Raw genomic sequence first — 13,073 nt, forward strand, 5'->3', positions numbered from 1 at the left:
GGCTTGCCCGTTCGCGCAGCCCTGATAGGATGATACTCGCGCCGGGGGCGTCAGAGGCCGCCGGCGGGGAGGAGGGTCATCATGACGAATATCCAAAAGGGTCTGGCCGAATTTATCGGCACTTTCTGGCTTGTCTTCGGCGGTTGCGGCAGCGCCGTTCTTGCCGCGGCATTTCCCGATGTCGGGATCGGACTGCTCGGCGTCTCTTTCGCTTTCGGTCTGACGGTTGTCACCATGGCCTATGCGATCGGCCATATTTCAGGCTGTCACCTCAATCCCGCGGTCACCGTGGGTCTGTGGGCGGGCGGGCGGTTCGACGCGCGCGATATTCCGCTTTATGTCATTGCACAGGTTCTGGGTGCGATCGTCGCGGCGTTCCTGCTCTATCATGTCGCTGCGGGCAGCCCGACATTCGATATGGCAAATGGCCTCGCCGCCAATGGCTATGCCGCGGGTTCGCCAGGCAATTACGATATCACGTCGGCATTGATCATCGAGATCGTGCTGACCGCCTTCTTCCTGTGGATCATCATGGGATCGACCGACGGGCGTGCGCCTGCCGGCTTCGCTCCGATCGCGATCGGCCTGGCGCTGACGCTGATCCACCTCATCTCGATCCCGGTGACCAACACCTCGGTCAATCCGGCGCGCAGCACCGGTCCCGCGCTTGTCGTCGGCGGGCTCGCTCTGCAGCAATTGTGGCTGTTCTGGGCTGCCCCGATTGTCGGCGGACTGATCGGCGGGCTGCTCTACAAGACGCTCGGGGCCGACAGCTTCCCGAAACCGAATATCGAAGGCGAATAAGCGCCGGGACGGCGGGGGCCAGAGCCTCCGCCGCTCCTATTTCAGTAGATCGATCGCAAAAGCGCGCACTTCGGCCGCCATGTCGGGCCGTTCGAGCGCGACCGCCAGATTTGCCTGGATATATCCGGCCTTCGACCCGCAGTCATAGCGCGCGCCGTCGAAGGTGACGGCGTGGAAGGGCTGGTTGCCGATCATTGTCGCCATTGCGTCGGTCAGCTGGATTTCGCCGCCAGCGCCCTTTTCCTGTTTTTCGAGCACGCGCATCACCTCGGGCTGCAGGATGTAGCGGCCCGAAATGATCAGGTTCGACGGCGCTTCGGCGACCGGCGGCTTTTCGACCAGGCCGTGGACTTCGGTCAGCGCCCCATCACGCATGCCGGGCGCGATCACGCCGTAGCTCGACACCTGTTCGTGCGGCACTTCGAGCACCGAGATCAGATTGCCGCCGACCCTTTGATACGCGTCGACCATCTGCTTCATGCAGCCGGGCGATCCGTGCATGAATTCGTCGGGGAGGAAGATCGCGAAGGGTTCGTCGCCGACGATGTCGCGCGCGCACCATATCGCGTGGCCCAGCCCGAGCGGTTCCTGTTGGCGGACATAGGCGCACGCACCGGGTCCGAGGCGCGTCGGTTCGAGCACCGACAGATCCTTGCCGCGTTCGGACATCGTCTTTTCGAGTTCGAAGGCGACGTCGAAATGATCCTCGATCGCGCTTTTGCCGCGCCCGGTGACGAAGATCATCTGTTCGATCCCCGCCTCGCGCGCTTCGTCGACCGCATATTGGATCAGCGGCCGGTCGACGACGGGCAGCATCTCCTTGGGGATTGCCTTGGTCGCGGGAAGGAAGCGGGTGCCGAGGCCGGCGACGGGGAAAACGGCTTTGCGGATCGGTTTCATGGACGACGGCTTAGCCGCGAACGCCGTTCAAGAAAAGCGCGAGGTCGCTGTCTTCAGACGCTTTACTGCGGCGTGACGATCACGACCACGCGCCGGTTGTCCTGGCGGCCGTCCGCTGTCGTATTGCTCGACAGTGGCAAGGTCTCGCCGCGACCGACGACCTGGTCCGCGGTAAACCGCATGCCGCCCGCCTGCATCGGCGCCGCGACGGCCTCGGCGCGCGCCTGCGACAGCGTCAGATTATAGGCCGACGTGCCGGTCGAATCGGTATGACCTTCGATCCGCGCGGTCGCGATGCCCACCGAGACGAGCTTGGCGGCGATATCGCTGATCCGCTGTTGCTGATCGGGCGACACGCTGCTTTCGTTCGACGGAAAAAGCAGCCGTTCGGGCATGCTCAGCATCCACCCGGGACCGTCTTCAACAAAGCCCTGCGACTGGAGGGCGGCAATTTGTACCGGGGTGAAACCGGTGGTCGGCGGCACGCTTTGGCACGCCGCGAGCAACGCGGCGAAGCCGATGAGGAAAAGAGTCCGGATCGATCGGGGGAAATCAAATGTCACGGCGTCACTCCGCTGGTCGTCATCTGGAACGGTTGATCAGTTTGTCGGCATACATGGCGGCGTCGGCTGCGGTGAGCAGCGCGGTGGCGTTGGTGCCATCGTCGGGAAAGACCGCGACGCCGACGCTGACCGCCGCGCGATAGGTTTCGCCGCCCGGCAGCGCGACCGGCTGCGACACGCAGGCCCGGATCCGGTTCGCCAGATCGTCGGGGACGGCTTCGGTGCCCAGCGGGTCGATGATGACGATAAACTCGTCCCCGCCGATCCGTGCCGCGAAATCGCCCTTGCGAAGTGTTTCCTTGATACAGGCCGATAGCGCGACGAGCACGGTGTCGCCCGCGGCATGGCCGAAATTGTCATTCGCCGCCTTGAAGTTGTCGGCGTCGATGAAAAGCAGGGCAAAGCGGTCGCCACGACCCTCGGCCTTCCGGATGCGTTCCTCCAGCTGTTCGTCAAAGGCATCGCGGTTGGGCATCGCGGTCAGCGTGTCGTGCGTGGCGCGGTGCGCCAGCGCCGCGCGTTCGCTTTCCATATGACCCTGCCAGCCCTGCAGTTCGTCGAGCAGGGCGTTGATGTCGCCGCCCAGCCGGTCGAGCTCGGCAATGCCGAGCGGCTGAACCCGTTTGTCGAACCGGCGATGCAGGCGCACGTCATGGGCAACGGTGGCGATCTCGTTCAATGGCTTGACCAGCTCATATTCGAATCGCCGCGCGAGGAAGATGGTGCCGAACGCCGTGATGAGCAGGCAGCCGAGACCGGCGAGCAGGCCCAGACGGACATAATCGATCAATGTCGAACTATCGCCCCACACCTCGATCGTTCCGATCGCCGATCCGTTGCGCTGAACCGTGACGGCGAAAGGACGGGGAAAGAAAATGCGGGTCAAGGCCGGCGCCGGGTCGGGGGCCGGCGAGGTCCATTCGGTGACCGGTCGGCCGACATCGTTGAGCACGCGCAAGCGGGCAATGCCGGGAATGCGGGTCAAGGGTTCCAACCCTTCGCGGACCGCCTGCGGATCGTTGAACACCAGCGCCGGTTCGACGCCGTAGGCGCCCAATTTGGCGGCGAGTTCCATATTGCGATCGGCATAGCCGCGCAGCGCGGTTACCCCGGCGAGCAGGATGGTCAGGCCCGAAAGCGCGACCGCGAACAGGGTGATCCCGAAATGAAAGCGCGACAGCAGTTTTTGCAGCGTTGTGCGGGTGCCGATGCGTTCGACCGGGGGCGTGGGGTTCGGGCCGGTCATGACGCGCCCTCTTCGCCGCCGCCGATGCGCAGGACGCGCGGATCGATACGCAGCGGGCCGCGCCCGATCGCGTCGATATTGACCGAAAAGCTGATGCTCGCCGCCTTGTTGCTGAGACAGAACATCGCGCCATAGATGCATGCGGCGTCATCGTCGGTGATGGTCAGGACCGCGCGGCCGCGCACCCAGGCGATAAGCTGCCGGCGATCGGCGACGGGCATCCGGCCGAGGAACAAGATATCGCACTCGGGGGTGACGGTGGCGGTGGTCACCCGGCGGACCGTGACCGAGCCGGGCCCCGGAACATCGGGCGCCATGCGATCGGCCAGCCGCGGCGCGCCAACCACGCACATCGTCCGGGCTGCCGCCGCCGAACCATGGGGCCAGCGCGCATAGCTGACGATGCCGCCCACCATCCGGTTGACGGCGCGCGTCATCCCGCCCGACCCGTCTTCGACAGCGGTCTGGCTTGCGGCTTGAACCGACATCTGGGGCGTCGTTACCAACGCGCCGATCAGAAACAGTGATGCCAGCACCTGGCCGCGCCCCCAACTGCGTTTCAGGGGCATCCTGCCCCAGCGAAGGCGCGTCCGCTAGTCAAAACAATTGGAAAGTCAATGAAAAGTGACGTCATGCGGCCAAATAGAAACAGCGGCCGCATCGATTCAACCTCGTCTATTCGGCGCGCAAACGGTCACTGAATCCCTTGCGCAATTTGGCCAGCTTCGGCGGGATCACCGCCATGCAATAGGGATTACGCTGGCCTTCGCCGTCCCAATAGGCTTGGTGGTAATCTTCGGCCGGATACCATTGGGACGCACTCTCGATCGTAGTAACGATGGATGCGGGCCAATCGGCAGCGGCGCGTGTGATTCCGGCGCGCGCGGCATCGGCCTGCGCGGCATCGAGCGGGAAGAGGGCGCTGCGATACTGGGTGCCGATGTCATTGCCCTGGCGGTTGAGCGTCGTCGGATCGTGCGTCGCAAAATGGACGTCGAGCAGGTCGTCGTAAGAAATGACGGCGGGATCGAAGGTGATGCGGATCGCCTCGGCGTGGCCGGTGTCGCCGCTGCAAACCTGCTTGTAGGTCGGATTCTCGACGGTGCCGCCGATGTAGCCGCTCTCGACGCCCTCGACACCGCTGAGCGACTGGAACACGGCTTCGGTGCACCAGAAGCAGCCTCCGGCGAAAATGGCGGTCACACGGGTCATGGCGTCGATCCTTGCTGGGAGGAAGTGGAATGCTCCCGAAATAGGATGTGTGCCAGGCTATTCCAAGGGCGGCGGGTCCAAGGGCGGCGGGTCCAAGGGCGGCGGGGCGTCGACGAGTGGCGGGTGCAGCGGCTGGCCCGCCTTGCGCAGCGAAGCGATCGTCGATGTTTCGGCTTCGAGCGAAGCGACGCGGTCGCGCCAGTTCGGATGCGTGCTGGCCTGGAACAACGGTCGCCCCTTTCGCTGACCGAAGCGCGACCAGAAGCGCGCCGCCGCGGCCGGATCATAGCCCGCCCCGACGAGCAGCCACACCGACAGCCGATCGGCTTCGGCCTCGGTCTGCTTGAACAGGCGCGCATTGCGGCCGAATTGTTTGCCGATACCGCGATCTACCCCCGCCGCATCGAGCCGCGCGCGGTGACGCAGGATATTATGTGCCAGTTCGTGCGCGATTGCGGCTGCGAGTTCCTCGTCATCGGCGGCGAAATCGCCAAGGCCCTGGTTGACGAGGACCATCCGTCCGTCGGCGACGGCGCCCGGCTTTTCATTGGCCTCGACCCGAAAGTCGCTGACGCAGCCTGCTACCGGCGTCAGTTGGACGATATGTCCGGCGCCGACATGCAGTGCGATCGCGGCATCGACCGGTCGTGCCGCCATGCTGCCTTCGATCGCGGTGATGCGTGCAAAGGGATGGTCTCCGGTTCCATCGGGGACGGGCGCGTCCGCTATCGCCGTGACCGGTGTTCCGACTTTCATCCCCGCCGATGCGGCGGGCGAATGCGGGGCTAGCGCCGCAATGAACGGATGAGTCTGGTCCTCGGCGCTGTAAGCTGCGAGCGCCTCTGCGCGCCGGTCGGCGGCGTAGAGGCGCGGGTCGCCCCATATCCACCCGAACTGCGGCTGGCGCACCGGGCACCAGGCGGCGTTGGCGGTCGTCAACCGGAAGCCGATGGCCGCGACGCGCGCCTCGGTCGACGCCAATGCGGCATAGGGCGATTGTCCGGTGGGCGCCGCCGCCAGCACGGGCGCCGCCATCGACGCCAGCAGAGCGGCAAGGATCATCGGGGCGCGGCGCAGCATCGGCACCCCCTATCAAGTCGCACCTGTCGGGGCCATGAATTTCGCCCCTATCCGGGGTTCCGGACCTCTTGCCTATCGCCCGGCAAGCGCCGATAGGGCGGGCAATGACGCACGCCTCTGTCTTGCCGGCGCCTGCCGCCCGCCAACCCCACCCCGCGGCGCTCGCGCGCTGGCTCTGGGCGGTCGCACTGCTCGTGATCATCGTGGTCGGGGTCGGCGGTATCACCCGTCTCACCGAATCGGGGCTTTCAATTACCGAATGGCGTCCCGTTTCCGGCGTCTTGCCGCCGCTGAGCGAGGCCGGATGGATCGCGGAATTCGAGAAGTACAAACTGATCCCCGAATATAGGGAGATCAACCTCGGCATGACGCTGGCGGGGTTCAAGGCGATCTTCTTTTGGGAATGGCTGCATCGCATCCTCGGCCGGCTTGTCGGCATGGCGCTGCTCGTACCGCTCGCCTGGTACGCCTGGCGCCGCGCGATCCCGGCGGGTTATGGCCCACGTCTGATCGCGCTCGCCGCGCTCGTCGGATTGCAGGGCGCGATCGGCTGGTGGATGGTCGCCTCGGGGCTCGAATATCGCACCGACGTCAGCCATTTCCGCCTCGCCACCCATTTGCTGACCGCGCTGTTCCTGCTTGCCGGGCTGGTGTGGACGGCGCGCGACCTCGACAGGCTGGCGCGCGATCCCGCCGCGCGCCCGGCGCGCCTGACCGGATCTGCGCTGGGCGTCATCGCGATCCTCTTCGTCCAGCTGCTGCTCGGCGCGTGGGTCGCGGGGCTCAACGCCGGCTATGTCGCGAGCAGTTGGCCGCTGATGAACGATCATTTCGTGCCCGAGGGTATCGATTGGGCGGGCGGCGCCTGGCTTGCTCTCACCAACGATCCCTTCCTGATCCATTTCCTCCATCGCTGGTGGTCGTGGATTGCGGCGATCGCGTTGCTCCTCCTCGCGCGCACCTTGTCGCGGCGCGGTGCGCGCAGCGAGGCGCGGCTGCTCGTCGCGGTCGTCGCGGCGCAGATGCTGCTCGGCATCTGGACCGTCGTCTCGGGCGTTTCGATGTGGGTTGCCGTGTGGCATCAGGTGACCGGCGCGATCCTCGTCGCGATCGCCGCGGCGGGGCTTCACCGGCTGGGTCGCCGCTCCGCATGATCCCGGTCGGCAGCCTCGGCGGCGCGCTATTGCTGCTGGTGGCGCAGCCTTTTCCGTCCCCTGCGCCGGACGATGTTCCGGCCGCGACGACCGCGCATTTCCAGTTCGCTCCCCCGGTGGGCCGGCCGATGACCTATCGCGTGACCACGCGCCGGATCGGCCGCGAAGGATCGCTGATCAACTTCTCGCTCACCTATGCGCTGCAATGGCAGCGTGTCGGGCGCGGTTACCGGCTCGAGGCGGTGCTGCAGCGGATCGATTCCGATGCCCGCCCCGAAGTGACTCGCGCGCTGTCGTTGATGCTCGATCCGCTGGTGGGCGAAGCGATGGTCTATCTCGTCGCGCCCGACGGCGGCCGTATCGATCTTGTCGATCCGGAAGGATTGTGGGCGCGAGTAACCGCGCGGATAGAAGCGGTGGGCGCCAAGGCGGGACGGCCCGAAGCCCGGCAACTGGCGCAGTTGATTGCCGCGCTGCCCGCCGCCGAGCGCGACCGGCTGGCGACCGCCGATATACGGGCGCTGATTGCGCCTGCAAACAATGCCATTCCGGTCTCTGCGCAGGCGGACGGCGCGAGCGTGTCGATCATGCACGACGGCGCGTTGCAGACGATCGCCAAGGTCGAGCGCGATTCCGCACCCGTCGCCGGCGCCGCCAAGCCGCTGGAAATCGACAATCTGTGGACCATCGACACCGCCACCGGGCTGGTGATGCGCGAGCAGCGACAGAGCTGGATCGTCGAGGCCGAGGACGACGGACGGACCCTCGTCGAAGAACGGGTCCGTGCGCTGGAGCTTGTTCCGTAAAGGAGAAGGTATTATAGTACCTGTCAGGAAAGCCGCGCGATGCTTGACTTTCCGCTCGGTTGGCGCCATTGGCCCGCTCCGAAGCGCCGCTGCGTCCCTTCGAGGATCAGGCGGCGCGGTTTGTTCGGGCGGCGGCATGGCTGCTCGTCCTAGTCCCTATCTGTCAAGGAGGTCGCCATGATGAAGGCGCTGACCAAGACGACCGCTTCGGCAAATGCCGGTACGGTCGAAAAGAAATGGGTGCTGATCGACGCCGAGGGTCTCGTTGTGGGCCGCGTTGCTTCGATTATCGCCAACATCCTGCGCGGCAAGCACAAGCCGTCGTTCACCCCCCACGTCGATTGCGGTGACAATGTCATCGTCATCAATGCGGAGAAGGTGGCGTTCACCGGCAAGAAGCTGCAGGACAAGCGTTACTACAAGCACACCGGTTATGCCGGCGGCATCAAGGAAACGAGCCCCGCGAAGATCCTCGAAGGCCGTTTTCCCGAGCGCGTGCTCGAAAAGGCCATCGAACGCATGATCCCGCGTGGCCCGCTCGGCCGCCAGCAGATGCGCAACCTGCGCGTCTTCGCCGGTGCTGAACATCCGCATGAAGGGCAGAGCCCCGAAGTGATCGACGTCGCGTCGATGAACCGCAAGAACAAGGTGGGTGCATAATGGCTGACGAACAGACCATGACCGATCTCAAGGATCTCGCCGGCGCTGTCGAAGGCACCGTCGCTGCTCCGGTCTCGACCACGCCGCTGCGCGAAAAGATCGTCGACAAGCAGGGCCGCGCCTATGCGACCGGCCGCCGCAAGGACGCCGTTGCCCGCGTGTGGGTCAAGCCCGGCACGGGCAAGATCACCGTCAACGGCCGCGACCAGGAAGTCTATTTCGCACGTCCGACGCTGCGTCTCGTCATCAACCAGCCCTTCGGTCTGACCGAGCGCGTTGGCCAGTATGACGTGATCGCAACCGTCAAGGGTGGTGGCCTGTCGGGCCAGGCGGGTGCCGTGCTTCACGGTATCTCGCAGGCGTTGACCCGTTTCGAACCCGCGCTGCGCGGTGTTGTGAAAACGGCCGGCTTCCTGACCCGCGACAGCCGCACGGTCGAACGTAAGAAGTACGGCAAGGCCAAGGCTCGCCGTAGCTTCCAGTTCTCGAAGCGCTAATCAGTTTTCCGTCGACGGACGGACAAGGGAAGGGCGGTCCGGCAACGGGCCGCCCTTTTCCGTTGGGCAAGGGGTGATCCGTTGCGGCACCCGCTCGGCTAGAGCAGGTCGAGACTCCCGAGCGCGAGCGCCTGACGCGCCGGTCGTTCGGCCATCACCGCGAACATCTCGTCGCCGCGTGCCGTGCGTTCGACGCTCATCGATGCGAAGACCGCCATGAAATAGCCGCTCAAGGCCCCGACGCGGTAATCGGTCCACAGCGCTTCGGCATCGAGCTTAACGCCCGCGGCGGTCAATGCTGCGATCCAATGGTCGAACGCCGGCCGGTCGGCGGCGGCGCGTTCTAAGGGGTCGGCGATGCTGGTGCCGACCAGATAGGCGAGGTCGGCCGCGCCGCTGCCACGCCCCAGCGTCTGCCAGTCGACGATCCAGCAGGCTTCGCCGTCCGGCGCGAAGAGGATATTGTCGACGCGCAGGTCGCCATGGATGATCGTCCGGACCGAAGGCTCGCGCGCCAGATAGGCGTCGAGTTTTGTAACGAGCCCGGCGCCGAGGTCGAGCACTTCGGGCGCGAGCCTTGCCGCATAGCGTTCGCGAAAACCGATATAGAGCTGGGGGAACAGGGTGCGGATCAGCCCGGCATTGTCGCGTGCAAGCGAGGGTATCTGCGCGAGCCGGGCGTCGTTCCACAAATATCCGTGAAGCTTTGCCGCCGCTTCGATGCAAGGGATCAGGCCGGAGAGGCCGAGACCGGCAAGCTGGTCGCCCGCCCGTGCCGGAGCGAGGTCCGACAGGATCAGGACAAAGTCGACGTCATCGTCGGCGATGTCGCAATAATGGCATATCGGCGCGGGAACGTCGCTTGCCGCGGCAAGCTCGCGATACCAGCTGATTTCCTTGACATAGGTGCCAGTAAGCTTGGCGATATTGCGGCTCGCCTCGTCGTGGCTCGGGCATTTGGCGATGACAGTTGCGGGCGCTTCGATGCCGTCCTGCCAGTCGAGCGTCAGGCGATAGCTGTCGCACATCTGCCCGGTGCCCACCTTGGCTGCGACGAAACCCTTCAGCCTGTCCGGGTGCCCGAGCACGGCACCGAGCCATTGCGGTTGCATCGCCTCGGGCGAGGTCGGAAAACTCACGGTGCGGGATCCATCAGGCCGGTGAGCCCCGTCGGCGCGTGCGGGCCGACGAACAATTGTTCGAGCACGCCGATACCGCTGTCGCGGCGGTCGCCGTCGGCGAGGTCGGCGCGGACGAGCGCCTGCACATGCATCGCGAGCGGATTGCCCCACATCCGCTCGGCTTCGGACAGGCTGTCGTGCGCGATCTCGAGTTCGCCATGGTCGAAACCATGGCCCCAGACTGGATGGGTGTAGCCAAGGCCGCTCATCGCGAAAATCGGCCCGCTCGGGGTCAATGTCAGGCGCGTGCTGCCGTCGAAATCGGCGGTCAGTTTGGCGAGCCGTCGCGTGCCCGGCTGCCATTCGGCGGTGAAAGCGGGGTCGGCATAATGGCGCTCGCCGCCGTTCGTGCCGGCCAGCACCGCGCGGCGGTTCCATGGTGCGCCCTCGCCGTCGTCGTTGCTGTGAAAGAAGAGCGAGCGGTCGGCAAAATTGCACGGCGTCCACAGCCAGAAGAATTGGTGGAAATTGCCCTGCGGCGGCGGTTGCGGCTCGGCGGCGCCGACGGGACGGATACCCCAGCTACGGTCGCGCGTTCCGGCCCAGTCGGCACCGACATCGACACGCGCGCCATCGACCGAGAGCCACCCCGACCAATAGCCGCTTTGCGTCATGCGCGTATAGTCCATGAACAGGCGCGTGCCGTTGCGGCGCGTAAAGCGCGGCTCCTCGATCGGGAAATGGCGTGCGGTGAAATGCAGCTCGCCAGCAAGCGGACCGTCATTGGGGGCGATGCGCAACGTCAGCCGCTCGAGCGGCGCATCTATTTCGATCGTGATCGGCCCCACCGACAGATCGAGCCGCTCGCCCCCCGATCGGCGGCTGGCGCGCAAATTATGCTGCACGCCATCGACCAACACGCAAAAAGCCGCATCTACGATGCCCAACTGCGGATAGAAACCCATCGCCGCGGCGAAAAAGACCGATCCGTCGGGCGAAGTGCCGTTGAAGAAATAGCGATCATAGAAATTGCGGTCGGTGCCCGCGAAGGCAATCGGCTCGGCGCTCTGGTGCAGCGGGAAATCGTCGCCCTTGGTCAGCATCGTCTCTCATCCCATTTCCGTTTTTTCTTGCAACGTAACGGGATACGGCGCGGCGTCAATGCACCGGCGGATCGACCGGCGGCACGGCGTCGATCGGTGCGACGGGTTCGCCCGGTTCGCGCGGCGGCAATGCATCGGGCGGCACGTCGTCGATCTGCATGTCGGGGGTCGGAACCGCCCCGACGTTGCGAACACGGACTGCGATGTCGCCGTCCTTGATCCGCAGCTCGTTGAAGCTCGGCGGGGTCGAGCGGATGCGCTGCGACAGCGTCCCCGCGCCGATCATGCGGATCGGTCCGGATGCGGTTTGAGCGACGAGATCGAAGGCGTCGTGAACATGGCCGGTGAGCACCGCCGCGACGCCGCGCTTGGCCAGTTCGCGCAGCGCCCGTTCGCCGCCTCGGGTCAGCGCGCGGCCGCGCGTGCCTGCTTCGACGAGCGGGTGGTGCGCGGTGACGAGTAGCGTCGAGCCGCGCGGCAGCGCATCGATTGCAGCGAGTGTCTTGGTGAGCGCTTTGGGCGTCACCCAGCCCTTCGACCAGTCGAGCCGCCATTGCGCGCGCGCGGTGGTCTTGAGCGGCACCACTGCGACGCCGGGCAGGTCGAGTTCGCGCTCGACGAGCGCCTCGATCCCGCGGATGCGGCGATAGGGGTCGAAAAAGCGTTCGAACGGGTTGAAATAGGGGAGGTCATGATTGCCGACCTCGACCGTAACCGGCACGTCGAGCGCGCCGATCCAGTCGCACGCCGCTGCAAATTCGCGGCTGCGCGCGCGCATCGTGAGGTCGCCGGTGATCAGCACCGCATCGGGTTGTTCGCGGCGCACGCATTCGCGGAACCAGGCGATCGCGGCGCGATCCTCGAGCCCGAAATGCAGGTCGCTGATGTGGAACAGCCGCGTCATGGCTTGGCAGGTGCCGTAGCGAGGAACGCGAGCGGGCTGGATTCGAGGCGATAGGTCGCGCCCGACGGCAATTCGGCGGGTTCGCCGTCGAGGAGCAGGCCGATCGATCCTTTGCTTTCAATGACCACCGCGCGGCGTTCGGACAGGTCGACGCTCGGCCCTTCGCGAAAATCGCCGCCGAGCCAGGCGATCCCGTGGCTGAGGATCGAGCCGGCGCTATCGGTGATCAATCCTTCGGCAAGGATGCGGTCGGACTTTGGCGTCAGGTTGATCGCCTGGAACGACTGGTCCGAACCGCGGATGCGGACACCATCGCCGTGAAGCGTCGCATCGATCGCATCGGGGATGGTTTCGGCAAGGCCGCTGAGACTGAGCGAGCGGAACTGTTCGCGAACCTCTGCCCATGCCGTGGTCGGCCCAGCGATCACGCCGATATAAGCGCGCCCCGCGTCGCAAAGGATCGTCGGCGGATGGGCGTTCCGCGCCTTGCCGACGAGCGCGTCCCGCAAAATATCCTCGGGACCGCGATCGCCATGCAGCGTCTTGTGAAACAGATTGAGCGTTCCGCCGGGGAGCGGGAGCATTGCGCCGCCCCATGTTTCGAGCTTGCTCGCGGCGGCGTTGAGTGTGCCGTCGCCGCTGAGGACCAGCAGCAGGTCGACGCCGTCGCCCTCCAGCGTGGCCGCCGAAGGCAGCTCCTCGTCAGGAAGGATGGCCGTGCGGACGAGCGGTGCGCCCGCCGCGCGGCATATCTCGGTCAAACGGCCGACGAGGGTCTCGTCGGAACTGCCGCTACGCAGGTTGCAGACAAGGGCGGGGCGCGAGAAATTGCTGGTCATCGTCCTGTCCTACGCGCGAGCGCGAAAAAGGTAGCGAACGGCTCTTTCTCTTTCTCTCGTCATCCCGGACTTGATCCGGGAACCATTGCGCCTGTCCCGCACGCCCGTGCTATTATTCATGGCCCCCGATCAAGTCCGGGGTGACGAAAAAGTGAGGTGCAGACCTTGCCGCGCCGTCTTGTTC

Annotated in this window: 15 protein-coding genes; 5 read left to right on the forward strand and 10 right to left on the reverse strand. The window is 65.6% G+C overall.

The window, feature by feature from the left end; all coding sequences use genetic code 11:
- Positions 1–81: 81 nt before the first annotated feature.
- Entirely contained in the window at positions 82–804 is a 723-nt protein-coding gene (aqpZ, locus tag ACREBX_RS04335) for an aquaporin Z (RefSeq protein ID WP_431560524.1), read from the forward strand.
- A gap of 36 nt (positions 805–840) precedes the next feature.
- Here aqpZ and galU read toward each other — a convergent pair whose 3' ends face one another.
- The 6 genes from galU to ACREBX_RS04365 form a co-directional block, all read right to left on the reverse strand.
- Positions 841–1,704 (reverse strand): UTP--glucose-1-phosphate uridylyltransferase GalU, encoded by an 864-nt coding sequence (gene galU / locus ACREBX_RS04340; protein ID WP_431560525.1) that lies wholly within the window; start codon positions 1,702–1,704, stop codon positions 841–843.
- Positions 1,705–1,766: 62 nt separating this feature from the next.
- On the reverse strand, positions 1,767–2,267 hold the full coding sequence (locus ACREBX_RS04345; RefSeq protein ID WP_431560526.1) for an OmpA family protein: 501 nt from the start codon (positions 2,265–2,267) through the stop codon (positions 1,767–1,769).
- 19 nt (positions 2,268–2,286) lie between these two features.
- Positions 2,287–3,513, reverse strand: coding sequence for a diguanylate cyclase (locus tag ACREBX_RS04350; protein ID WP_431560527.1), 1,227 nt, complete (start codon positions 3,511–3,513; stop codon positions 2,287–2,289).
- Entirely contained in the window at positions 3,510–4,049 is a 540-nt protein-coding gene (locus ACREBX_RS04355; RefSeq protein WP_431560528.1) for a YfiR family protein, read from the reverse strand. Before ACREBX_RS04355 ends, ACREBX_RS04350 begins: the two co-directional genes overlap by 4 nt.
- A 139-nt stretch (positions 4,050–4,188) precedes the next feature.
- A complete protein-coding gene (gene msrA, locus ACREBX_RS04360) occupies positions 4,189–4,725 on the reverse strand; it encodes a peptide-methionine (S)-S-oxide reductase MsrA (RefSeq protein WP_431560529.1) in 537 nt (178 codons plus the stop codon).
- A 57-nt stretch (positions 4,726–4,782) separates the two neighbouring features.
- On the reverse strand, positions 4,783–5,805 hold the full coding sequence (locus tag ACREBX_RS04365) for a M48 family metallopeptidase (RefSeq protein WP_431560530.1): 1,023 nt from the start codon (positions 5,803–5,805) through the stop codon (positions 4,783–4,785).
- 104 nt (positions 5,806–5,909) lie between these two features.
- Between ACREBX_RS04365 and ACREBX_RS04370 the strand changes: the two genes are divergently transcribed.
- From ACREBX_RS04370 to rpsI, 4 genes are all read left to right on the forward strand, one after another.
- Positions 5,910–6,959 carry a COX15/CtaA family protein gene (locus ACREBX_RS04370; protein ID WP_431560531.1) on the forward strand — a complete coding sequence of 350 codons (1,050 nt, stop codon included), beginning with the start codon at positions 5,910–5,912 and terminating at the stop codon, positions 6,957–6,959.
- Positions 6,956–7,765 carry a hypothetical protein gene (locus tag ACREBX_RS04375; RefSeq protein WP_431560532.1) on the forward strand — a complete coding sequence of 270 codons (810 nt, stop codon included), beginning with the start codon at positions 6,956–6,958 and terminating at the stop codon, positions 7,763–7,765. Before ACREBX_RS04370 ends, ACREBX_RS04375 begins: the two co-directional genes overlap by 4 nt.
- Positions 7,766–7,945: 180 nt before the next feature.
- Positions 7,946–8,425, forward strand: coding sequence for a 50S ribosomal protein L13 (gene rplM, locus ACREBX_RS04380; protein WP_431560630.1), 480 nt, complete (start codon positions 7,946–7,948; stop codon positions 8,423–8,425).
- On the forward strand, positions 8,425–8,922 hold the full coding sequence (rpsI, locus tag ACREBX_RS04385) for a 30S ribosomal protein S9 (RefSeq protein ID WP_431560533.1): 498 nt from the start codon (positions 8,425–8,427) through the stop codon (positions 8,920–8,922). The genes rplM and rpsI overlap by 1 nt, the downstream gene beginning before the upstream one ends.
- 98 nt (positions 8,923–9,020) lie before the next feature.
- Here the strand turns inward: rpsI and ACREBX_RS04390 are convergent, their stop codons facing one another.
- The 4 genes from ACREBX_RS04390 to ACREBX_RS04405 are packed head-to-tail and all read right to left on the reverse strand — an operon-like array spanning position 9,021 to position 12,889.
- Positions 9,021–10,061 carry a phosphotransferase family protein gene (locus tag ACREBX_RS04390; protein WP_431560534.1) on the reverse strand — a complete coding sequence of 347 codons (1,041 nt, stop codon included), beginning with the start codon at positions 10,059–10,061 and terminating at the stop codon, positions 9,021–9,023.
- Positions 10,058–11,146 (reverse strand): hypothetical protein, encoded by a 1,089-nt coding sequence (locus ACREBX_RS04395; RefSeq protein WP_431560535.1) that lies wholly within the window; start codon positions 11,144–11,146, stop codon positions 10,058–10,060. The genes ACREBX_RS04390 and ACREBX_RS04395 overlap by 4 nt, the downstream gene beginning before the upstream one ends.
- Before the next feature lie 55 nt (positions 11,147–11,201).
- Positions 11,202–12,050, reverse strand: a complete 849-nt coding sequence (locus ACREBX_RS04400) for a metallophosphoesterase family protein (protein ID WP_431560536.1) — start codon at positions 12,048–12,050, stop codon at positions 11,202–11,204.
- A complete protein-coding gene (locus ACREBX_RS04405) occupies positions 12,047–12,889 on the reverse strand; it encodes a diacylglycerol/lipid kinase family protein (protein ID WP_431560537.1) in 843 nt (280 codons plus the stop codon). Before ACREBX_RS04405 ends, ACREBX_RS04400 begins: the two co-directional genes overlap by 4 nt.
- Between the last annotated feature and the right edge of the window lie 184 nt (positions 12,890–13,073).

Origin of the sequence: Sphingopyxis sp. (assembly GCF_050725655.1) — a bacterium.
Lineage (GTDB): Bacteria > Pseudomonadota > Alphaproteobacteria > Sphingomonadales > Sphingomonadaceae > Sphingopyxis.